Source organism: Lysinibacillus capsici (assembly GCF_020217405.1).
Lineage (GTDB): Bacteria > Bacillota > Bacilli > Bacillales_A > Planococcaceae > Lysinibacillus > Lysinibacillus capsici.
Genome location: NZ_CP084108.1, coordinates 980,549 through 1,001,953, shown reverse-complemented (window position 1 = coordinate 1,001,953; position 21,405 = coordinate 980,549). Strand labels below are relative to the sequence as shown.

Sequence of the window (21,405 nt, the reverse complement as noted above, 5' to 3'; positions counted from 1 at the left end):
GTCCTTATTAGAATTTCCATCATTCTAAAAAAATATATTTGATCGACAAATTTTTAATATTGGAGGCTAGGCTATGAATCGTGCAAAAATCGTAATGGCCATCTATGCATTGGCAGCTGTATTAGCAATGTGCTCTATTGGCTACTCTGTTGCAGCTAGTAATGTATTTGGTGTAATAGCTGGTATTGTGGCTACTTGTGTCATTTTCATGACAGCCTTTAAAATGAAGCGTAAACTACGTGCGCAAGGTTTACTTTAAAGAACATAAAAAGGAGCTGTCTAATAAATAGACGGCTCCTTTTTATTCATATGGCACTATATATTTTTCTAATAATTCTTTATGAATAGCGGGATTAGCAATAATAAATGTATCCTGATGAAGGAAATCAAAGCCTTCACCATGTAGATTTGTAGCAACTGCTCCAACTTCCTGAGCAATGATGGTTCCTCCTGCAATATCCCATGGTGCTAAACGCATAGAGACATAGGCATCTAATTTGCCACTTACAACAAATGCAATTTCCATTGCTGCGGAGCCATAGGACCGTGTACCTCGAACTTTACGAACCATATCAATCACTTTTTCATGGTGAATATGTCGGTTAGGTGCGACCCAATGTGCATTTATGCCAATGACTGACTCCTCCATTGTAACAGACTGTAGTTTACGCAATGGTGAATCATTATACCATGCCCCTTGCCCCTCGATGGCACTAAATAAATCCTCCCGCATGACATCAAATATGTAACCTAACTTTCCTACGCCATTGACAAAAATACCGATAGAAATCATAAAATGACGATGCTGTTTAACAAAATTCATCGTTCCATCAATTGGATCAATAATCCAAACTACACCGTCTAGTGATTTAACCTGTTCGCCCATTCCTTCTTCCCCTAGAATTTTGTGGGTTGGATCAAAAGCTTTAATTTGCTCAATAAAGAATAACTCCGTCTCTCGATCAATATTGGTAACGAGGTCATTTGCACCTGATTTTGTCTCAATTACTAGATTATACGAAAAAGCCTCCCGAATACGTCGCCCAGCTTCAAAAATAATATCTTTTGCAAATTTATCAATTTGTTGTAAATCCACTCATAACCCACCCTTCGAATATAAGAAAAGGCCTTCTATATTAATCGCTCCCGTATGTTTATGATACCTTTTCCCACTACTTCACAACTTTTGCTATATAAAACCTAGTACTACCTTATGATATAATTTCTATTTTACCCTTTGTCACAATAAAAATCACCTGCTGTCGGAATATTCAGCAAGTGATTTTTTAAATGGGTATTAGATTTTGATTACGCATAGGCGTGCAAACTTTCAAGTTCCATCTGAATTTCTGCCAGACGTTTTTTACTTTTTTCAATTTCCATATCATTTTTTTCATTCATTGCTGCAAAAAGCGAAGCTAATTCATAATCTAATTCTAATTGTAAAATGTGCTCATATTGCTTTTCAATGTCAACTTTACGTATAATTTTTACGAACGGTTTCATAAACAACACTTCCTTTTTTTAATTTTTCCACAAAAACTTTGCTCATTTGATAAAGTTCTTGTTATAAGATTTTTTCCCAAATTCAGCGTAAAATAAACCTTATAAAACGAAAGGAGTAAAATAAAATTGCCAAAAATAAAGTGGACAAACAAAGACTTTAAGGTTTTTACAATAGACGGTTTAGAACAGAGAATGGATGCTTTAAATTTACATGTACGTCCAAAATTCAATCAGCTAGGTGAAGATTTTTCTGCTTATTTCTCTAGTCAATTAGGTGAAGAATTCTTCCCGCATGTGGCTAAACATGCTCGAAGAACTGTTAACCCTCCAAAAGATAGCTGGGTTGCCTTCGCACCTTATAAAAGAGGTTATAAATCATTGCCTCACTTTCAGATTGGTCTATGGCACACACATTTATTCATCGTCTTAGCTATTATTTATGAAGCGCCTCAAAAAAATGTTATGGCTGAGCGTTTACTAGCTCATAAATCTTTATTTGAACAGCTTCCAGATGATTTTATCGTGTCAGGAGATCATATGTCCCCTGAGGCAGTTTCTCTCGAATTGGCAAAAGAAGGCAAGCTTGAAGAACTTCTTATTCGTCTACGAGATGTCAAAAAGGGTGAATTCTTAATTGGCCGTCATATTGCAAAAGAACAAGCAACCAAATTAACAGCAAGCGAATTACATCAATTAATAGAGGACACATTTAACAGCTTACTTCCTCTTTACAACATTATTGTTGGAAAATAGGCTAACCTTATAAAGTTTTTTATTGATGTAGTTTATGCATTATGTCGTTTTTTAACACAAAAAAATAAAGAGTGGATGTGAGTTGATCTCACATCCACTTTTTTTAACGGCCATTTCTTGGGGTAACTTTTATAATCATTCCATCTTCGGCTTCCTTTGTTTGTTTTACGACTGGATAGCTAATGTAGCCGCTCGCCTCTTCAAATTCGCGAAAAATTGATTTTTCCTCCGCTTGAGAAGGAACAATCTCTTTAAAGCGTCGATATTTAGCGAGCATCACTTCACGCTTGATGCCCTTTTCATAAGCTTTCTCAATTCCCTCAAAGAATTGAATAACATCCACAATCTCCTCTGTGGACCAATCAGTTGAAAACGGATAAGAGTATTCCATTCGACAAAACCACCTTTACGTTATTGCCCCCATTTTAACCGTATACTTTCAGCTTCTGCAACCATTCGCTTAATAAGCTCATCAACGGTTGGGATATCGTGAATCATTCCAGTCACTTGTCCAGCCCAGCCAAAGCCCTGATTCTTATCACCATCGTAAATAAAGCGTTTATTTGCTGAACCACTTATATATTCTTTCAACGCCTCATATGTTGGTGTTTTTTCCTCAATTTCCAAAATCTTTGTAGTAAAGTCATTGCGTAATGCACGAGCTGGTGCACCAATTGAGCGCTTAATAATGGTTGTATCTGCCTCAGTACTTGCAACTAGTGCCTCTTTATAAGCCTGTGAAGCATCAACACACTCTCGTGTTGCTATAAAACGAGTGCCCATTTCAATGCCTTCAGCTCCCAATGCTTGAGCAGCCATCCAGCCGCGCCCATCGCCAATTCCGCCAGAAGCAATGACAGGAATACTTACACTGTCAACCACTTGGGGAACAAGAACCATTGTACCGACATCATCACGCCCCAGATGACCGCCACCCTCTTGACCCACAACCATTACAGCATCTGCTCCGAGCTGTTCAGCCTTTTGAGCTTGTCTACGAGCAGCTACAAGTACTAATTTTTTTATCGCTGTGCCTCCCAGCAAATTAAATATAGGCGCTGGATTTCCCCCCGTCATTGTAACAACTGGAACTTCTTCTTCGATTGCAACGCGCACCATATCCTCATAGCCTGTACCATGCATGCCAATCGCAAAATTTACGCCAAATGGTTTATCTGTTAATTTTCGTACCTTGTGGATCTCTGCTCGTAATAATTCAGGATCTCGTAAACTCATAGCCGTTATTTGCCCTAAACCACCAGCATTCGACACAGCTGCGGCTAAATCAGCATATGCTAAATAGGCTAATCCCCCTTGAATAATTGGGTATTTAACCTGTAAAAGATCCGTCACACGTGTATTCCAATTCATAGTACCTCCCCTTTCGTTCAATACTATTTTCTCGGTACCCAGAAAAAAATCCTTTTATTTTTTAGGAAAAGCCTATTTTTTCGTGTCGTTAGGTGCTATAATTCATTTGTTTTCTTAGATATTATAAAGTGAGGTGGTACCTGCGTTGTCACAATTAGAGACTCCTTTGTTCGACGTATTACTAAAACATCGGAACAGACATCCCATTCAGTTCCATATTCCAGGCCATAAGAAAGGGCAAGGGATGGATCCTGCGTTCCGTGAATTCGTCGGCGACAACGTTTTATCAATTGATTTAATTAATATTGCTCCACTAGACGATTTACATTCACCAAAGGGTGCTATAAAAGAAGCGCAAAACTTAGCAGCTGAAGCCTTTGGTGCTGATCATACATTCTTTTCCGTTCAAGGTACTAGTGGCGCCATCATGACGATGATTCTGACCGTCGTCGGTCCAGGTGATAAAATTCTAGTGCCACGGAATGTTCATAAATCTATTATGTCGGCGATTGTATTCGCTGGTGCCATTCCAATTTTTATTCATCCTGAAGTTGACAGCGAATATGGGATTTCTCATGGCATATCCCCTGAAGCTGTTGAAAAAGCATTAAATGCTTACCCAGATACAAAGGCAGTACTTGTTATTAATCCAACATATTTTGGCTTTACAGCTGATTTAAAGCGTATTGTGGAGATTGCTCATGACCGTAATATTCCTGTAGTAGTAGATGAAGCACATGGTGTACACATAAAATTCCATGATGACCTTCCATATTCAGCTATGGAAGCAGGTGCTGACATGGCAGCAACAAGCGTTCATAAGCTTGGTGGCTCTATGACACAAACATCTATTTTAAACGTACGTGAGGGTCTTGTTTCTGCAAAACGTGTACAAGCTGTATTTTCTATGTTAACGACTACATCGACATCCTATCCATTACTTGCTTCACTTGACACAGCTCGACGTCAGCTAGCCATTCATGGATACGATTTAATTGACGATGCATTACGTTTAGCAAAGGATGCTCGTAAACGCATCAATCAGATACCACATTTAAAGTGTGCTGGCAAGGAAAAGTTACACTCTTCTGCAACTTATGATATGGATCCATTAAAACTTCTGATTAGTGTGAAAGATTTAGGTATTTCTGGTCATCGAGCTGAGGAATGGTTGCGTTATAATGCCAATATTGAAGTAGAATTGTCTGACCTTTATAATATCTTATGTTTAGTGACTTTAGGAGATACAAAAAAGGAAATTAATCTTTTAATAAATGCTTTAACTCGTATGTCAAAAGCATTTGATTCTGAAGCGGCTATAACAGAGGCTTTAGTAAATGTGCCGGAAATTCCAGCTCTTGCCATGTCTCCGCGTGATGCTTTTTATGCAGATACAGAAGTCGTTCCCCTTGCAGAAGCAGATAACTGTATTTGTGCAGAATTTATTATGGTGTATCCTCCTGGGATTCCTATTTTTATTCCCGGGGAAATAATTACTCAAGAAAATATTCATTATATTCAAATGAATATTGAAGCAGGTTTACCCGTTCAAGGACCAGAGGATACAACATTAAAAACAATCCGTGTTATCAAAGAACGTAAGCCAATTTTCTAAAAAATATAAGCTAGCTCTTCAATAAGAAGAGCTGGCTTTTATATTTAAAATGTGAGTATATTCTTTTTGTTGAACACAGCTAGAAAACATTCTCTTCATTTACAAAATAGCTATAATAGAATACTATCTGAAGTGTTTTTAAATTCATTTTCACAATGAATAATTGCTTCTAGAAATAACTATTTTTTTACAACAAAGAATTTGGTTCCATTCGTTTTTGAGACAGCTCCTTTTTCCACGATTCTATTATAAAAATAGATATACAAATAAAGGGCAGAAGAAGGCTCCGATAACAGCCGTTAAGCCCATTGATAATGAACCAACTGATAATTCCTGTTCCCCATATTCTCTTAATTTCACAAGACCTACCCCATGTGAGGCACTTCCTACTGCCACTCCCCTACTCACAGCAGAGTCGATTTTGCCATACTTAATGACTAGCGGTCCGATAATGGCCCCTACAAACCCTGCAATCATAACGAAAACAGCAGTTAAAGGTGGAATGCCTTCAATCGTTTCGCTCACCTGCATCCCAACAGGCGTTGTTAACGATTTAGGTAAGGCTGTCAGCATCCAGCTAGGTTCTACACCAATCCATTTTAGTAACACAAAAATTGTCACTAAGCCTGTTATCATGCCGATTAGAAGTCCTGATAAAATAGAATACTTATATTTCATAATAATTGCCCGTTGATTATAGAGAGGATATGCAAGTGCCACAACAGCAGGTCCAAGCATTTTCTGAAGCCATTCCCCACCTTGCATATAAGTTGAATATGGAATATCAAACACAAGTAAAACCACTGCACTGACAATCGTAGTCGTGACCAAAGGAATCATGATAGGATGGGGAAATCGTTGATAGAGCTTTGTAAATAAAATAAACATAATAATGGTGCTAAGGACAACTGTTACTTCAATCAACAGTTAATTCCCCCTTTCCTTCTTCCACAGGAGTCTTCGAGCTTTCTTTTTTGGCCAATTCTCTTTTCTCGATGAGTTGTGTCAGCAGTCCTGTTACATAAATAGAGATTAATGTACTAGCAATAACTGCTAAAATAATGAGCAGACCAGTGATTGACATGAGCTCTGGATAATCTATAACACCTACCGTTGCTGGAATGAAAAACAACGTTAAAATGCCAATTAAAAAACCTGCTCCATCTTGTATATATTCAACTTTAATAATTTTAAAATTGAGTGAAAGTGCTAATAAAAGTAATCCTATGACGCTTCCCGGAAGAGGTATGTGCAAATAAGAAACAATGCCAACCCCCATGTAATAGAAAATAGTAAGTATACCAATTTGCACAATAATCCGAACAACTCGTAACAACAACGCAGCAAAATTCCCGTTCAACATTTCGCCAGTTTTCACCCCCTATATCGTTCATTCTACATCTGTAGGAATTTTCTGTCTATTATAATTTTAGAAAAATAATAATCAAATACAGAAATACCCAAGCAATTCTATGAAACAGTATTCAAAGTCCTATTCTACAAGAACTTCATGATTTTACTTTTTATGATTATGACTTATCAATTTTTATATTGTGCCTATCCACTTCAAATTACTTTTTTAATGATCATCTAGCAAATTTCAAAATTTTTTTATATAATCGAAAATTACAAAAGATTACTCGTGTTATCAATAACTAAAATTTCCAAAACAAACACAAAGGGGGATTCACTATTATCTTTAAAACATTAACACTCCAAGCACGCTTTACCTATTACAGCAGTTTTTTAATTTTTATTATTGTCATTTTAGCAGGCATCCTCTTTTATATGACCATATCTGATGCATTGCAAACACAAATTGGGAACCGGGCACTATATTTGGCTGAAACAACGGCTAGCAGGGGGGATGTAATTAAAGCGTTTGATACAAATAATCCTTCCGAAAGTCTGCAAAAAATTAGCAAAGAGATTATGCTTGCTGCAAAAGCTACTTATGTTGTAATCGGAGATAAAAATGGCATACGCTACACCCATCCTATCGCTGACCGTATTGGTAAATCGATGGTCGGAGATGATAATGACCGAGCATTAATCAACGGTGAGTCTTATATTTCCATTGCAAATGGTTCAATGGGACAATCCATTCGTGGTAAAGCACCTATCTTAGACTCAAATGGATCGATTATTGGTGTTGTTTCAATTGGTTACTTAACTAGTGAATTAGATCGCTTATATTTTTTATATCTTGATAATATTTTTTATACAATGGTTATTGCCCTAGGCATCGGTATTATCGGCTCTATTTTTTTATCCCGAAACATTAAAAAGCAAATTTTTAATCTGGAGCCAAGTGAAATTGCCAGTCTATTAACAGAAAAAAATACTTTAATTGAATCAGTTCGTGAAGCTATTATTACGGTAAATCAGAAAGGTGAAATTACAACCCTAAATAATGCTGCCGCAAAAATCTTACATTTAACGGATTCAGCTTCTATCATTGGCGATAATATCGAACAGCATATACCAAACACACATCTGCTTAACGTATTAATGAAGGGTGAAAAACAACTTGATAAATTGATGATTGTTAACGGTCATGAAATTATTGTTAACCGTGTACCTATGAAGGTGAATGGTCAAGTTGTCGGCGCAGTTGCAAGTTTCCGATTACAATCAGAAATAGAGCAAATGGCTATCGAATTATCACAAGTAAAACAATATACAGAGGCTTTACGTGCCCAAACACATGAGTTTAATAATGTCCTTTACACAATATCCGGCCTTATTCAATTACATGCATCTGATGAAGCACTGTCTATTATTCATAAAGAGGTACAAGGACATTCTTCTCTAACCCAATTTATAACAAAGCGTGTAAAAGACCCTTTTTTAAATGGTTTAATTATCGGATTTTTTAATCGTGCACGTGAATTAAAGATCAAGTTGGTTTTTGATGAAGATAGTTATTTAGAAACATTTCCTGAGAGCATCGAAAAAAGCTTAATTATTTCTATTATGGGAAATTTATTAACCAATGCTTTTGAAGAGGTTGAAAAAAACAAAGAGCGACAACCAATTATTAGGCTTTTTATATTTGATAATGGAGAGGAAATCATCTTTGAGGTCGAGGACTCTGGACAAGGTTTAGCACAAGAAAAACTAGACGTACTATTTTCAGAAAATATTTCTACGAAAGATAGTAAACATCGAGGCTATGGATTAAGGAAAGTCATTTCCAGTATCCATGATTTAAACGGTACTCTTGCTCTTGAAGAAGGAGATTTAGGAGGTGCCCTATTTATCGTATCTATTAGCAAAAGGGGGACTATGATCCATGAACAATATTGAAGTGCTAGTAATTGAAGATGATGTACGTGTAGCAGATGTACATTGTCGTTTTTTAGAAAAAATTGAAGGCTTTACAGTAATTGCACGGGCAAGCACGGGAGAAGAAGCTTTAGATTGGCTTGAATCATTTTCACCACACCTTATATTACTCGATGTCTTTTTGCCAGATATACTGGGAGTAGATTTAATTGATAAAATCCAAGAAGTGAGCCCAACAAGTAGTATTATTTTGATTACCGCAGCTACAGAGGCACATATAGTACAGAAAGCTTATCGGAAAAATGTTACTGATTACATTTTAAAGCCATTTACATTCGAACAGCTAAAAGAGAGTATAGAAAAATTCCGTTACAAGTATCTATTGCTGAAAAATAATGAGAAATTTACACAAGAAAAAATTCAATATCTTTGGCCAAAAGCAGGTTCATCCACCCCTATAGAAACACCGTTATTATTGCCAAAAGGGATAGATCCAACAACAATGAATCATGTTATCAACCATTTAAGCATAATTGAGAATGGTAGTACAGCTGAGCTATTGGGAAAGAATATCGGTGTCAGCCGTTCCACCGCTCGTCGTTATTTAGAATTTTTAGTTACACAAAAGCAGGTCTATACCGAACTGACTTATGGCACAGTTGGGCGTCCTGAGCGACGATACTTTATTTCCACATAAACTTTATGAACAAAATGCTGTTAATTCACATTATTATCACAATATTCCTAAAATTAAGAGTTAAGTTATAGTATGGGTAGCGCTAAATTGATAGCGCTACCATTTTATTTTTAAGGGGGATTTTTATGTGGAGGAACATTTCTAAAATAATGGCAGCAGGCTTATTATTTACTAGTTTAGTTGGCTGTTCAGCATCAACTGGAGAAAAAACAGAGGGAAAGAATGCCAATGATTATCCGAAAAGTAATATTACCATTGTTGCTCCATCAGGTGCTGGTGGTGGCTGGGATTTAACAGCTCGTGCAGTGGCAAAAACAATGAGTGACACAGGGTTAATTGATAAGGCCATTCAAGTTGAGAACAAGCCAGGTGGTGGTGGTGCTGCCTTCATGGCAACATTTGCTACAAAGGACGCCAATAATGATTATATGTTAATGGTTAAATCACCACCAATCCTTATAAATCATGAAAAGGCTGAAGGAAATAGTAAATTTGGCTATAAGGATACTACACCTTTAGCTCAATTAACACGGGACTATGGCGCGATCGTTGTTAAAAAGGATTCTCCTTTCCAAACGCTTGAAGATGTATTAAATGCTATGAAAACTTCACCAAAAGATGTCACATTAGCAGGTGGTTCTGCACCGGGCTCGATGGATCACCTAGTAGGAATTATTCCGGCTTATAAAGTGGGAATTGACTTAAAAACAATTAAATATGTTTCTTATGATGGTGGTGGTGAGGCGGTTACAGCATTATTAGGTGGCAATGCTGATGTTATTGCAACAGATGCCTCCACAATTGCTACTTATGTTAAATCCGGAGATGTTCGTGTATTAGCTGTCAGTTCCTCTGAACGCTTAGAAGGTGAGCTAGCAGAAGTTCCTACATTTAAAGAGGCTGGTATTGATGAGGAATTTACAATTTGGCGTGGTATCTTTGGTCCAAAAAATATGAGTAAAGATGCGATTGCCTATTGGTCTGAAAAATTACATGCAATGTCTGAATCAAAAGAATGGCAAGCTGAGGTGACCCGTAATGGTTGGCAAGCAGAATATCGTAATGCACAAGATTTTACAGCTTATCTAGACAATCAAAATAAAATAATCATTGAACTACTAACAGCTCTTGGTATGCAAAAATAACGAGTCGTTTTTTAAAAAAGACACAAGTATTTCCATTAAATATAGAACTACTTGTGTAACTTTATTCTATTTTCAATGGAGGTGTAAAACGGTTGAGCTATACATTTGATAAAACATTTAGCATTATCCTCTTAACACTTAGCATTTTGTTTATTTTTCAAGCAACTCAGATTTCTGATAGTGCTTATGGATCTACAGTTGGGCCCAAAATTTTTCCATTAGGTTTAGGTATTATTTTAGGTTTATTAAGTCTTCAATTATTTTATGAATCATGGAAAAAAGCTGTGAGAGAGCGAGTCACAGGAGGACCAACTACTTCTTCTAAAATATCTTCAACAGAACTCAAAAAGTTCTTAATTATTTTAGGTAGCGCTCTTGCGTATGTATTTTTCCTTGAAAAAATTGGCTATATGATAACAACATTTTTATTTTTGTGTATCAGTTTCCAAACAATGGAACGTACTAAACTTATTTATTCAATTATTATTGCAGCTGGATTTTCACTAGGCATCTATTATTTATTTACAAGTTTACTAGGTGGATCATTGCCTAGTTTCCCAATTTTCTAGTACAGGAGTGAATATATGTCGACATTGCAATTTTTAGCTGATGGATTTGCAGTTGCCCTTCAATGGCAAAACCTTTTATTCGCTCTTGTGGGTGTCATAATTGGTACAGCAGTTGGTGTACTTCCAGGTATAGGTCCAATGAGTGGAGTTGCATTATTAATACCCGTTACAGCAACCATTACAGCTGGACTACCTACTGAGGCTGCCGCTACAAGCTCAATTATTTTACTTGCAGGAGTATACTACGGGGCCATGTATGGTGGATCAACAACCTCCATTCTATTAAACACGCCTGGTGAATCGTCATCAGTTGTGACAACATTGGATGGCTATCAAATGGCTAAACAAGGCCGTGCAGGAAGTGCTCTTTCGATCGCGGCCATTGGCTCATTTTGTGCGGGTGTTGTAGCACTACTAGGTCTGATATTATTGGCTAATCCATTGTCAAAATTAGCACTTAAATTTGGACCCGCAGAATACTTTTCTTTGATGTTATTAGGACTTGCAGCAGTTAGTGGCCTAGCAGGACGTTCTATTACCAAAGCTTTAATTATGACTGTTTTAGGGCTTATGCTTGGGACAGTTGGTATTGATGCCGTATCAGGTATCGAACGTTTTACATTTGGTCAGCCAATGTTGTTCTCTGGCATTGAATTTTTAACCATCGCTGTTGGTTTATTTGCATTAGGCGAAGTATTTAAAACCATTCTTGAAAAAGAAGAAGAGGATGGTCAATTAGCCAAAATTAATCGTGTATTCCCAACAAAGCAAGATTTAAAGGATAGTGCTGTTCCTATTGCTCGCGGCTCCTTATTAGGCTTTTTCATCGGCGTATTACCCGGCGCAGGCGCAACACTTGCCTCATTCTTTTCTTATATTACCGAGAAAAAATTCAGTAAAACACCCGAGCAATTCGGAAAAGGTCATATTGCGGGTGTAGCTGGGCCAGAATCAGCGAACAATGCTGCATCAGGCGGTGCAATGATCCCATTACTAACTTTAGGAATTCCTGGCTCAGGTACTACTGCAATTTTAATGGGTGCACTTATTATGTATAATATTCAGCCAGGTCCATTATTATTTGATGAGCATCCTCAAGTTGCTTGGGGATTAATTGCCAGTATGTTCATTGGAAATTTAATGTTACTAGCATTGAATATGCCTTTAGTCCGCATTTTTGCCAAAATCATCGAAACACCTAAAAAATATTTATTGCCTATTATTATTGCCATTTCAATTTTTGGCGTTTATGCTGTACAATTTGCCACGTTTGATTTATTTTTATTAGTAGCTTGTGGGGTACTTGGTTATCTATTTGCTAAATATGATTATCCAGTAGCTCCATTAGTACTTGCTTTAGTACTAGGGCCGATGATTGAAAATAATATGCGCCGTGCATTAACCATTTCGAATGGAGACTTTTCTATTTTTATAACAAAGCCTTTATCATTACTATTTTTAGTGATTGCCATTTCCTGGTTACTTATACCACTGATTATGAAAATACGTGGTAAAAATGTGGTTATTAATGAAGAAGGATAAATATTCTTAAAAATCCACTATACTTCTATTAGTATAGTGGATTTTTACTAGTCTATAATGCGTGACCAGAGCCACCATCAATATTAACAGCTGTTCCTGTAACATAGCTCGCCGCATCAGATACTAGGAAAGTGATAACATTTGCTGCTTCTTGCGTATCACCTACACGACCAAGCGGAATTGCTTGCCCCACTTTACGAGAATATTCTTCCCACGATAAATTAGGTTCTTCCTTTTTCCATTTCTTTTCGATTTGATCACTACGAATAAGTCCTATACATACAGAATTTACACGAATATTGTCCTTCCCTAAATCCTTGCTCATCGCTTTTGTCAAGGCAAGCCCCGCAGCACGGCTTACAGTAGTTGGAAGTGAGCTTGCAGGTGGCGTTTTAGCCATCACGGCAGTCACATTAACGATGGCACCGCCCCCAGCCTTTCGCATATATGGAGCAGCATATTTTGAACAATGAATAGCTCCAAATACCTTTAAATCTAAATCTGCCTGCCACAGCTCACTACTCACCGATTCGAAGGGATTCGCTGAAGCTGTACCTGCATTATTAATAAGAATATCAACACGTCCATAATGTTCGACGGTACGCTCGATTAGATACTTACAATCTTTTTCTTTTGTAATATCAGTTGGAACAATTAAAACATCTACGCCTGTTTCATTTTTTATGCATCCAGCAGCCACTTGCAGTTGTTTTTCACCACGAGCGCAAAGTACAACCTGTGCACCCTCTTTAACAAGCTGCATGGCTGTATAATAGCCAATTCCTTTACTTGACCCTGTTATAATTGCTACTTTCCCCGTTAAATTAAGCTCCATTAATAAATCCTCCCTTACTTTCTACAATGCTATCATTATAGCATTTATCGACTATTCAGAATAATCAAAGGAGCTTGTAAATGATAGAAATACGATTTGAAAGCTATAATGACGGAATATTTTCTGTGAGAAGCTACTTATCATTGTCATTAAAGCCTGTTAGGGGAAAAGGATTATATAAAAATTTAATTGTTCATATAAAATAAAATATTGGCTAAAAAAGAGTGTAGATAAGCGAATGACCCCGCTTTATCTACACTCTTTTATTCAAATTATTTTTTAGCTACAATGTGGATTGGGTTGCCAAGTAATACTTCAGCAGTTTCCATTGTAATTTCACCTAATGTTGGGTGAGCGTGAATTGTTAATGCGATATCCTCAGCAGTCATGCCGCCTTCAATCGCTAAGCCCATTTCAGCGATCATATCAGATGCACCAGCACCTACGATTTGAGCACCAATTAATAAGCCATCCTCTTTACGAGCAACAAGTTTCACGAAACCTTCTGATTGGTTTAATGCAAGAGCACGACCATTTGCTGCGAATGGGAATTTCGCTGCAGTATATTCGATGCCTTCAGCTTTTGCTTGTTCTTCGTTGTAACCAACTGTCGCCATTTCTGGATCTGTGAAACATACCGCTGGAACAGCAAGATAATCAACTACTGATTTTTCACCCGCAATTGCTTCAGCAGCAACTTTACCTTCGTAAGATGCTTTATGTGCAAGTTGTGGACCAGCTACGATATCACCGATTGCATAGATGTTTGGAATATTTGTACGACATTGTTTGTCAACATTGATTAGACCACGTTCACCGAATTCAACTCCGATTTCAGCAAGTCCCATTTCATCTGTATTTGGACGACGTCCTACAGTAACTAACACGTAATCAGCTTCAACTTTTTTCTCTTCTCCGCCAACTTCATAAGTTACTACTACGCCGTTTTCAGTTTCTTCTACGCCTTTTGCAGATGCGTTAACTTCAATTTCAACGCCTTTCTTTTTAAGGCCTTTTTTCACGATTTGTGTCATTTGTTTTTCGAAGCCAGCTAAAATATCTTTTCCGCCTTCGATAATTGTTACTTGAGAGCCAAGGTTTGCATAAGCTGATCCTAGCTCAGTACCAATATAACCGCCACCGATAACAACTAATTTACCAGGTACTTCTTGTAAAGAAAGTGCACCAGTAGAATTTAATACGCGATCAGTGAATTTGAATGTTGGAATTTCAACTGGACGAGAACCTGTTGCAATAATGACATTGTTAAATGTGTAAGTTTGAGCAGATTCACCATTGATGATACGCACTGAATGAGCGTCAACGAAATAAGCTTCACCTTGTACAATTTCAACTTTGTTACCTTTAAGTAAGCCTTCAACACCGCCAGTTAATTTCTTAACAACGCTGTCTTTAAATGCTTGTGCTTTTGAGAAGTCTAATTTCACATCAGAAGCGATGATTCCCATGTCATCTGAATGTTTAGCTTGCTCAAAACGGTGACCTACTGAAATTAATGCTTTTGATGGGATACAACCTACGTTTAAGCACACTCCACCAAGTACATTTTTTTCAACGATTGTTACTTTTTGGCCAGTTTGAGCTGCACGAATTGCTGCTACATATCCTCCAGGACCTGAACCAATGACAAGAGTATCTGTTTCGATTGGGAAATCTCCTACTACCATTTTTGTTACGCCTCCATTAATAATAATTCTGGCTCACTTAACAAACGCTTTAAGTGATTTAAAGCATTTTGCGCAGTGGCTCCATCGATCATACGATGATCAAAGCTCAATGATAATGCTAACACAGGTGCGGCTACAATTTCACCATTTTTTATTACAGGTTTTTCTGAAATTCGACCAATACCTAGAATTGCTACTTCAGGATGGTTAATAACTGGTGTAAACCATTGTCCTCCTGCAGAACCAATATTCGTAATGGACATGGATGCACCTTTCATTTCATGTGGTGCTAGCTTTCCTTCACGGGCTTTTGTCGCTAATTCATTAATTTCATTAGACACTGCAAATACAGATTTACGATCTGCATGCTTAATAACTGGTACTAGTAAGCCTCTTTCAGTATCTGCTGCAATACCAATGTTATAGTAATGCTTTTGGATAATTTCTTGTGTTGCATCATCTAAAGAGCGATTAAATTCTGGGAACTCGCGTAAAGTTGAAATAAGTGCTTTCACTACATATGGTAAGTATGTTAATTTAACACCTTTTTCGGCAGCGATATCTTTGAATTTTTTACGATGTGCTACAAGAGCTGTTACATCGACTTCATCCATTAGTGTAACATGAGGAGCCGTTTGTTTCGAGTGTACCATTGCTTTAGCAATCGCTTTTCGAATACCTGACATTTTTTCACGAGTTTCTGGGAAATCCCCCTCAAGAACTACTGGTGCTGCTGGTGTAGACGTTTCTTGTTGAACTGTTTCTTCTGATGTTTCGATATTTGCAGTTTCAGCCTCTACAGTGCCGCCACCTTCTAAGAAGTTTTCAATATCTTCTTTAAGGATTCGACCGTTTTTGCCTGTACCCTTTACTTCACGAATATTTACATCGTTATCACGTGCAAATTTACGTACAGAAGGCATCGCGATCACACGTTTTGTTTCATCAACTACTGTCTCCACTTTTTCTGGCGCTTTTTCAGGGGCTTTTTCTGGTGCCTTTTCCTCTTTAGCAGGAGCTTTTTCTACGTTCTGACCAGATTCAGCAGTTGCTTGAACTTGTGCCTCTGTTTTCGCTTCGGCATGATCGTCACCTTTTAGCTTTAAGTCTTCATAGCCAGGTGCGTCTAATCGGATTAAAACATCGCCAACTACGGCAACTGTCCCTTCTCCTACTAAAACTTCCTCTACTGTTCCTTCAACTGGTGAAGGGATTTCTACTACTGCTTTATCATTTTGTACTTCACAAAGAATATCGTCTTCTTTTACTGTATCTCCAGCTTTAACGAACCATTTCACAATCTCGCCTTCGTGAATACCCTCGCCAATATCCGGTAATCTGAATTCAAATGCCATGTGTACCCATCCTTTCTATTTACTGTTGTTCAAGTTTAGAAGCTTTATTAGAATGTTAAAACTTTTTTCGCTGTTTCCATTACATCTTTGTAGTTTGGTAACCAAACACCTTCAGCTTGTGGGAATGGGTACACAGTATCTGGTGCAGCCACACGAAGAACAGGAGCCTCTAAGCTTAAAATTGCTCGCTCTGTAATTTCTGCTACTACGTTCGCAGCGATACCTGCTTGTTTTTGAGCTTCTTGGACAACGATTGCACGACCTGTTTTTTCAACTGATGCGATAATTGTTTCCACATCGATTGGTTGAATTGTACGTAAGTCAATTACTTCTACAGAATGTCCTTCTTTTTCAAGTTCTTCTGCAGCCTTTAAGCTTTCATGAACCATTAAACCGTAAGCAACAATTGTTAAATCAGTACCTTCACGTTTTACATCTGCTTTTCCTAGTGGGATTTCGTATGCTTCCTCAGGTACTTCTTCACGGAATGAACGGTATAGTTTTAAATGCTCTAAGAAAATAACTGGGTTGTCATTACGAATAGAAGAAATAAGTAAACCTTTTGCATCATATGGTGTTGATGGTACAACAACAGTTAATCCTGGTTGTGCTGTCATTAAGCTTTCTAAGCTATCTGAGTGCATTTCAGGTGTGTGCACACCACCACCAAACGGTGAACGGATTGTTACTGGAGCATTGTACACGCCACCACTACGGTAGCTCATACGTGCTAGCTGGCCACTGATTGAATCCATAACTTCATAAACGAAACCGAAGAATTGAATTTCAGGAACTGGACGGAATCCTTGAAGAGAAAGGCCAACTGCTAAGCCACCAATACCTGATTCTGCTAATGGTGTATCAAATACGCGGTCAACCCCAAATTCTTTTTGTAGGCCTTCTGTCGCGCGGAATACCCCACCGTTGACACCTACATCTTCCCCGAATACAAGAACGTTTTCATCATTCTTTAATTCTGTGCGAAGTGCATCTGTAATTGCTTGAATCATCGTCATTTGTGCCATAGGTTATTTCGACTCCTTCTCTTTATAGATTTCATACTGTTCTTTTAGATTAGAAGGCATTTCGCCTTTATACATATTTTCCATTAACTCTGTTACTTTTTGTTTTGGAGCAGCATCTGCTTTTTTGATTGCTTCTTTAATTTCTTCTTTCGCTCGCTCAATTACTGCTTCTTCTTTTTTCTCATCCCATATCCCTTTTGCTTCTAGGTATTTACGGAAGCGAACTAGAGGATCTTTTTGAGCCCATTCATTATCTGTATCAGAAGTACGGTAACGAGTTGGGTCATCCCCAGCCATTGTATGAGGACCATAGCGGTAACACATTGTTTCAATTAATGTTGGACCTTCACCATTAACCGCGCGCTCACGAGCATCGCGAGTTGCTACATAAACTGCAAGCGCATCCATTCCATCTACTAAAATACTTGGTAAGCCTGCTGCTACACCTTTTTGTGCAATTGTTTTAGCAGCTGTTTGCAATTCACGAGGTGTTGAGATTGCATATTGGTTATTTTGTACAATGAAGATTGCTGGAGATTTAAATGCACCTGCAAAGTTAATGCCTTCATAGAAGTCTCCCTGAGAAGAACCACCGTCACCTGTATAAGTTACTGCAACAGCTTTTTTCCCGCGTTTTTTAATACCAAGTGCTACCCCAGCAGCTTGAATATATTGTGCACCGATAATAATTTGTGGAGCTAAAACGTTTACACCTTCAGGAACCTGATTCCCCATGAAGTGCCCACGTGAGAATAAAAATGCTTTTTCAAGAGGTAAGCCATGCCATACAATTTGTGGCACATCACGGTAACCTGGTAAAATCCAATCTTCTTGTTCTAATGCAAAGTGAGAAGCAAGTTGTGAAGCTTCTTGACCCGCAGTTGGTGCATAGAAGCCTAAACGTCCTTGACGATTTAATGAGATTGAACGTTGATCTAAAATACGTGTGTAAACCATACGTGTCATTAACTCAACTAGTTCCTCATCTGATAATTTAGGATCTGCCTCTTTATTTATAATTTCGCCTTCTTCATTCAAAATTTGAAACATTTCAAACTTATCTTCGATTTCAGTTAGCGTTTGTTTAGCATCAAAAATATTATTGTTTTTCTTGCTCATTTGTCACATCTCCCTTTCAGCTGTATTAAAATAAATCACCTTTTTAACTAGTACAACTTATTCTTGACACTCAGTATACTGAATAAAATACTGTCGGTCAATCATCTATTACTGCTATATACAAAGATTTTTTCTAGAATAACAATCAAACACCGCTGTCCTATACTGTATTACTAATATTCAAATTCTGTATTACAACACCTTACTCATACCATACAACTCTTACGTTTTCCAACAGGTTTTCCCCTAGTAGAATACCCCATTCTCGAAAATCTAATAGCATTAGAAAAATTTTTTGAGTATATTCAAATAAGGACTTTTTTCATGTGATTGTACGAAAACGTGATGTATACTTATTAGTAAGCACTACAAAGTTGAAAGGAAGATTACTATTATGATTTTAATGGATGATATTATCCGCGAAGGTCATCCGACTTTACGCACAAAAGCAGAGGAAGTTAAATTCCCTTTAACTGAAGAAACAAAAAAGCTTGCTGAGGATATGCTTCAATATTTAATCAACAGCCAAGATCCTGAAATGGCAGAAAAATATAATTTGCGTAGTGGCATAGGTTTGGCTGCCAATCAGGTAAATAGCTTACAGCGCATGTTTGCCCTTCATTTAAAAGATGAGGCTGGTGAACAATTAAGCTTTGTAGCCATAAATCCAAAGATCGTTAGCCATTCTGTTGAAAACACATACCTATCAGCAGGAGAAGGATGTCTTTCTGTTGACCGTAATATTCCTGGGTATGTACCTCGCCATGCACGCATCACAGTAAAATTTAAAACAATTGATGGTGAAGAGAAAAAAATGCGCCTTAAGGGCTTGCCAGCTATCGCCTTTCAGCATGAATTAGATCATCTAAATGGCATTATGTTTTATGACCGTATTAATGAAAAGAATCCATTTGCGGAAATACCAGATTCAATCCCATATGAGCGCGACTAAAAACAACCTCGGCAGTTTATTACTTCTGCCGAGGTTAATTTTTATTTATATTCTAATTGTCTATCCACATTTAACCGAGCACTGATCGTTTCAATTAATGCTGGCAACTCCGCCATTGTTTCAATTGTATAATGAGCGCCAGATTCTTCAAAAACACATTTTGTTTTCGCTATGATTTGTTGCTGTTCTTCTGAAGATAGGGCATTGAATTCTTCTTCGGATAGTCCCATTTCTGAGCTTCCAATAATAACGCCAACAGCCCAAACACCTGCATTCAAGGCTTCCTTTATATCTGATGTTGTATCGCCAACCTTCACAACTTGCTTCGTCGCTTGCGAACCTAATGCCTCCATATTTCTAAAAATCATATATGGATATGGTCGCCCTTTATCACCAACCTGTGTTGGTGTTACAAGAAAATCAGGTTGATAGCCCTTGTCAGCTGCATGTTTTGTCACTACTTCCATCATTGCATCTGTATAGCCAGTTGTAGAGCCTATTCGAATACCTGCATCTCTTAATTGCTGTACTGTTGTTTTCACGTGCTGGATAGGATCTGTATAGTTCGCCAAAGACTCCATTAATTTTGTTTCAAAATGATTATACAATACATGTACATCCTTTTCAGTAAAGGATTGTCCATGTACACGATGCCATTCTGCTTTAATTCTTGGCATTTCTAGCATGGTGCGGATATGATCAATTTTCAGCATCCCCATTGGTTTACGAGCCTCTTCCAGTGTAACTGTCACACCAGCTTCTTCAAAAATTGTTAAAAAAACATTAACAGGGGCAAAACAACCAAAGTCAACTGCTGTGCCTGCCCAGTCCAAAATAACCGTCTCAATTTTCATTGTTTTTCACCACCATATAATTTTCAATGATTTCACACAATGCAAGCATATCTTCCTCATGAATATCACCAATATTGCCAATACGGAATGTATCGACATCCGTCAGCTTACCTGGATAGATAACGAAACCTGCCTTTTTTATTTCCTGATAAAAATGCTCAAAAGAAAACTCTCTATACGGGAATAAAAATGTTGTAATAATTGGAGATTGAAGCTCCTCCGAAATATACGCTTTAAATCCCAGCACTGACAAGCGAGAGCGAAGTAGTTGATTATTATACGCATAGCGTTTGTAGCGGGCATGAATTCCGCCTTCTTCATTTAACTCTTCAATTGCCTTCGCAAAAGCTGCCACTACATGAGTAGGCGATGTGAAACGCCATTTCCCATCTTGCTTCATTACTTCCCACTGACTATACAAATCTAATGCAACGCTTCGAGCTTGTCCCTTGCATTTTTCGAGCGCTATTGTATTCGCGATAACAAAACCAAAGCCTGGGACACCCTGAATACATTTATTGGCACTACTAATACAAAAATCAATGTGCAAGCTTGATAAATCCATTGGTACGCCTCCAAAGCTACTCATGGCATCCACAATAAACGTTTTGTTGAACGAATGAACAACTTCTCCAATTTCTTTAATAGGATTTAAAATACCAGTAGTCGTCTCACAATGTACGATAGCTACATGAGTAATACTTCTATCTCTTTCAAGGAAGGCTTGAACTTCTAACAAGGATGGCTGTTCATCATAAGGAACACTATAAACAACATGCTGTAACTTTAAGGCTTTGGCCATTTCAACAATTCTTTCACCATAAGCACCATTTGTTAGTATCAGCATCTTATCATTTTCACCAATTACAGTTGTTAGTACAGACTCCACTACAAAGCTTCCACTTCCTTGCATTAGTACTGTAGTGTAATCAGCTTCATCAACTTTTGCTAATTTTAAGAGTTGCTTTCGAATCACTTGTGTCACATTTTTATAATCGTCATCCCATGTACAACGATCTTTTAACATTTCTCGTTTCACCGCTTCAGTTGTTGTCAATGGACCTGGCGTCAATAATTTATAGTTACTCATC

22 protein-coding genes are annotated in these 21,405 nt (G+C 37.6%); 9 read left to right on the top strand and 13 right to left on the bottom strand.

Annotated elements, in window-relative coordinates:
* Positions 1-73 precede the first annotated feature (73 nt).
* A complete protein-coding gene (locus LCP48_RS04670) occupies positions 74-259 on the top strand; it encodes a DUF5325 family protein (RefSeq protein ID WP_004224770.1) in 186 nt (61 codons plus the stop codon).
* Between the two features lie 42 nt (positions 260-301).
* On the opposite strand, the gene LCP48_RS04665 is transcribed toward LCP48_RS04670, so the two are convergent.
* Positions 302-1,096: an inositol monophosphatase family protein gene (locus LCP48_RS04665; RefSeq protein ID WP_004224769.1), complete on the bottom strand. Its 795-nt coding sequence runs from the start codon at positions 1,094-1,096 to the stop codon at positions 302-304.
* Positions 1,097-1,308: 212 nt separating this feature from the next.
* Positions 1,309-1,506, bottom strand: coding sequence for a hypothetical protein (locus tag LCP48_RS04660; RefSeq protein ID WP_004224768.1), 198 nt, complete (start codon positions 1,504-1,506; stop codon positions 1,309-1,311).
* A 126-nt stretch (positions 1,507-1,632) separates the two neighbouring features.
* Here LCP48_RS04660 and LCP48_RS04655 point away from each other — a divergent pair, with 126 nt between their 5' ends.
* On the top strand, positions 1,633-2,259 hold the full coding sequence (locus LCP48_RS04655) for a YktB family protein (protein ID WP_004224767.1): 627 nt from the start codon (positions 1,633-1,635) through the stop codon (positions 2,257-2,259).
* A gap of 103 nt (positions 2,260-2,362) precedes the next feature.
* On the opposite strand, the gene LCP48_RS04650 is transcribed toward LCP48_RS04655, so the two are convergent.
* A complete protein-coding gene (locus LCP48_RS04650; protein WP_004224766.1) occupies positions 2,363-2,650 on the bottom strand; it encodes a UPF0223 family protein in 288 nt (95 codons plus the stop codon).
* Between the two features lie 20 nt (positions 2,651-2,670).
* Positions 2,671-3,630, bottom strand: coding sequence for an NAD(P)H-dependent flavin oxidoreductase (locus LCP48_RS04645; protein WP_004224765.1), 960 nt, complete (start codon positions 3,628-3,630; stop codon positions 2,671-2,673).
* A gap of 145 nt (positions 3,631-3,775) precedes the next feature.
* Between LCP48_RS04645 and LCP48_RS04640 the strand changes: the two genes are divergently transcribed.
* Positions 3,776-5,245 (top strand): aminotransferase class I/II-fold pyridoxal phosphate-dependent enzyme, encoded by a 1,470-nt coding sequence (locus LCP48_RS04640; protein ID WP_004224764.1) that lies wholly within the window; start codon positions 3,776-3,778, stop codon positions 5,243-5,245.
* A 246-nt stretch (positions 5,246-5,491) separates the two neighbouring features.
* On the opposite strand, the gene LCP48_RS04635 is transcribed toward LCP48_RS04640, so the two are convergent.
* Together LCP48_RS04635 and LCP48_RS04630 are read right to left on the bottom strand one after the other, a co-directional pair.
* Positions 5,492-6,169, bottom strand: a complete 678-nt coding sequence (locus LCP48_RS04635; RefSeq protein ID WP_225340751.1) for an LrgB family protein — start codon at positions 6,167-6,169, stop codon at positions 5,492-5,494.
* A complete protein-coding gene (locus tag LCP48_RS04630) occupies positions 6,162-6,608 on the bottom strand; it encodes a CidA/LrgA family protein (RefSeq protein WP_004224751.1) in 447 nt (148 codons plus the stop codon). Before LCP48_RS04630 ends, LCP48_RS04635 begins: the two co-directional genes overlap by 8 nt.
* Positions 6,609-7,033: 425 nt before the next feature.
* Between LCP48_RS04630 and LCP48_RS04625 the strand changes: the two genes are divergently transcribed.
* The 5 genes from LCP48_RS04625 (at position 7,034) to LCP48_RS04605 (ending at position 12,486) form a co-directional block, all read left to right on the top strand.
* Positions 7,034-8,554, top strand: a complete 1,521-nt coding sequence (locus LCP48_RS04625) for an ATP-binding protein (RefSeq protein ID WP_225340750.1) — start codon at positions 7,034-7,036, stop codon at positions 8,552-8,554.
* Positions 8,541-9,230: a response regulator gene (locus LCP48_RS04620; protein ID WP_225340749.1), complete on the top strand. Its 690-nt coding sequence runs from the start codon at positions 8,541-8,543 to the stop codon at positions 9,228-9,230. The genes LCP48_RS04625 and LCP48_RS04620 overlap by 14 nt, the downstream gene beginning before the upstream one ends.
* A gap of 125 nt (positions 9,231-9,355) precedes the next feature.
* Complete coding sequence (locus LCP48_RS04615) at positions 9,356-10,375, top strand: Bug family tripartite tricarboxylate transporter substrate binding protein (protein WP_004224746.1); 1,020 nt, start codon at positions 9,356-9,358, stop codon at positions 10,373-10,375.
* 92 nt (positions 10,376-10,467) lie between these two features.
* Positions 10,468-10,944, top strand: coding sequence for a tripartite tricarboxylate transporter TctB family protein (locus LCP48_RS04610; protein ID WP_004224745.1), 477 nt, complete (start codon positions 10,468-10,470; stop codon positions 10,942-10,944).
* Positions 10,945-10,959: 15 nt separating this feature from the next.
* Positions 10,960-12,486, top strand: a complete 1,527-nt coding sequence (locus LCP48_RS04605; RefSeq protein WP_202342386.1) for a tripartite tricarboxylate transporter permease — start codon at positions 10,960-10,962, stop codon at positions 12,484-12,486.
* 52 nt (positions 12,487-12,538) lie between these two features.
* Here LCP48_RS04605 and LCP48_RS04600 read toward each other — a convergent pair whose 3' ends face one another.
* The 5 genes from LCP48_RS04600 to pdhA all read right to left on the bottom strand — a co-directional run bounded on the left by LCP48_RS04600 (position 12,539) and on the right by pdhA (position 18,508).
* Complete coding sequence (locus tag LCP48_RS04600; protein WP_004224740.1) at positions 12,539-13,321, bottom strand: SDR family NAD(P)-dependent oxidoreductase; 783 nt, start codon at positions 13,319-13,321, stop codon at positions 12,539-12,541.
* Positions 13,322-13,593: 272 nt separating this feature from the next.
* Positions 13,594-15,009, bottom strand: coding sequence for a dihydrolipoyl dehydrogenase (lpdA, locus tag LCP48_RS04595; RefSeq protein ID WP_004224738.1), 1,416 nt, complete (start codon positions 15,007-15,009; stop codon positions 13,594-13,596).
* A gap of 5 nt (positions 15,010-15,014) precedes the next feature.
* Positions 15,015-16,364 (bottom strand): dihydrolipoamide acetyltransferase family protein, encoded by a 1,350-nt coding sequence (locus LCP48_RS04590; protein WP_004224736.1) that lies wholly within the window; start codon positions 16,362-16,364, stop codon positions 15,015-15,017.
* 47 nt (positions 16,365-16,411) lie between these two features.
* Complete coding sequence (locus tag LCP48_RS04585; RefSeq protein ID WP_004224734.1) at positions 16,412-17,389, bottom strand: alpha-ketoacid dehydrogenase subunit beta; 978 nt, start codon at positions 17,387-17,389, stop codon at positions 16,412-16,414.
* A 3-nt stretch (positions 17,390-17,392) separates the two neighbouring features.
* Complete coding sequence (gene pdhA / locus LCP48_RS04580; protein WP_004224731.1) at positions 17,393-18,508, bottom strand: pyruvate dehydrogenase (acetyl-transferring) E1 component subunit alpha; 1,116 nt, start codon at positions 18,506-18,508, stop codon at positions 17,393-17,395.
* A gap of 394 nt (positions 18,509-18,902) precedes the next feature.
* Here pdhA and def point away from each other — a divergent pair, with 394 nt between their 5' ends.
* A complete protein-coding gene (def, locus tag LCP48_RS04575) occupies positions 18,903-19,460 on the top strand; it encodes a peptide deformylase (RefSeq protein ID WP_004224729.1) in 558 nt (185 codons plus the stop codon).
* A gap of 41 nt (positions 19,461-19,501) precedes the next feature.
* Here the strand turns inward: def and phnX are convergent, their stop codons facing one another.
* Both phnX and phnW read right to left on the bottom strand, forming a co-directional pair.
* The gene (phnX, locus tag LCP48_RS04570; RefSeq protein ID WP_004224722.1) at positions 19,502-20,314 is read right to left on the bottom strand and encodes a phosphonoacetaldehyde hydrolase; all 813 of its coding nucleotides are present in this window, start codon (positions 20,312-20,314) and stop codon (positions 19,502-19,504) included.
* Positions 20,304-21,404 (bottom strand): 2-aminoethylphosphonate--pyruvate transaminase, encoded by a 1,101-nt coding sequence (gene phnW, locus LCP48_RS04565; protein WP_004224720.1) that lies wholly within the window; start codon positions 21,402-21,404, stop codon positions 20,304-20,306. The genes phnX and phnW overlap by 11 nt, the downstream gene beginning before the upstream one ends.
* Position 21,405 lies beyond the last annotated feature (1 nt).

Bases quoted from the DNA above. Each gene is read 5' to 3' on its own strand.
- LCP48_RS04670 (WP_004224770.1), top strand. From the start codon at position 74: ATGAATCGTGCAAAAATCGTAATGGCCATCTATGCATTGGCAGCTGTA.
- LCP48_RS04660 (WP_004224768.1), bottom strand. From the start codon at position 1,506: ATGAAACCGTTCGTAAAAATTATACGTAAAGTTGACATTGAAAAGCAA.
- LCP48_RS04650 (WP_004224766.1), bottom strand. From the start codon at position 2,650: ATGGAATACTCTTATCCGTTTTCAACTGATTGGTCCACAGAGGAGATT.
- LCP48_RS04645 (WP_004224765.1), bottom strand. From the start codon at position 3,630: ATGAATTGGAATACACGTGTGACGGATCTTTTACAGGTTAAATACCCA.
- LCP48_RS04630 (WP_004224751.1), bottom strand. From the start codon at position 6,608: ATGTTGAACGGGAATTTTGCTGCGTTGTTGTTACGAGTTGTTCGGATT.
- LCP48_RS04625 (WP_225340750.1), top strand. From the start codon at position 7,034: ATGACCATATCTGATGCATTGCAAACACAAATTGGGAACCGGGCACTA.
- LCP48_RS04620 (WP_225340749.1), top strand. From the start codon at position 8,541: ATGAACAATATTGAAGTGCTAGTAATTGAAGATGATGTACGTGTAGCA.
- LCP48_RS04615 (WP_004224746.1), top strand. From the start codon at position 9,356: ATGTGGAGGAACATTTCTAAAATAATGGCAGCAGGCTTATTATTTACT.
- LCP48_RS04605 (WP_202342386.1), top strand. From the start codon at position 10,960: ATGTCGACATTGCAATTTTTAGCTGATGGATTTGCAGTTGCCCTTCAA.
- LCP48_RS04600 (WP_004224740.1), bottom strand. From the start codon at position 13,321: ATGGAGCTTAATTTAACGGGGAAAGTAGCAATTATAACAGGGTCAAGT.
- lpdA (WP_004224738.1), bottom strand. From the start codon at position 15,009: ATGGTAGTAGGAGATTTCCCAATCGAAACAGATACTCTTGTCATTGGT.
- LCP48_RS04590 (WP_004224736.1), bottom strand. From the start codon at position 16,364: ATGGCATTTGAATTCAGATTACCGGATATTGGCGAGGGTATTCACGAA.
- LCP48_RS04585 (WP_004224734.1), bottom strand. From the start codon at position 17,389: ATGGCACAAATGACGATGATTCAAGCAATTACAGATGCACTTCGCACA.
- pdhA (WP_004224731.1), bottom strand. From the start codon at position 18,508: ATGAGCAAGAAAAACAATAATATTTTTGATGCTAAACAAACGCTAACT.
- def (WP_004224729.1), top strand. From the start codon at position 18,903: ATGATTTTAATGGATGATATTATCCGCGAAGGTCATCCGACTTTACGC.
- phnX (WP_004224722.1), bottom strand. From the start codon at position 20,314: ATGAAAATTGAGACGGTTATTTTGGACTGGGCAGGCACAGCAGTTGAC.
- phnW (WP_004224720.1), bottom strand. From the start codon at position 21,404: ATGAGTAACTATAAATTATTGACGCCAGGTCCATTGACAACAACTGAA.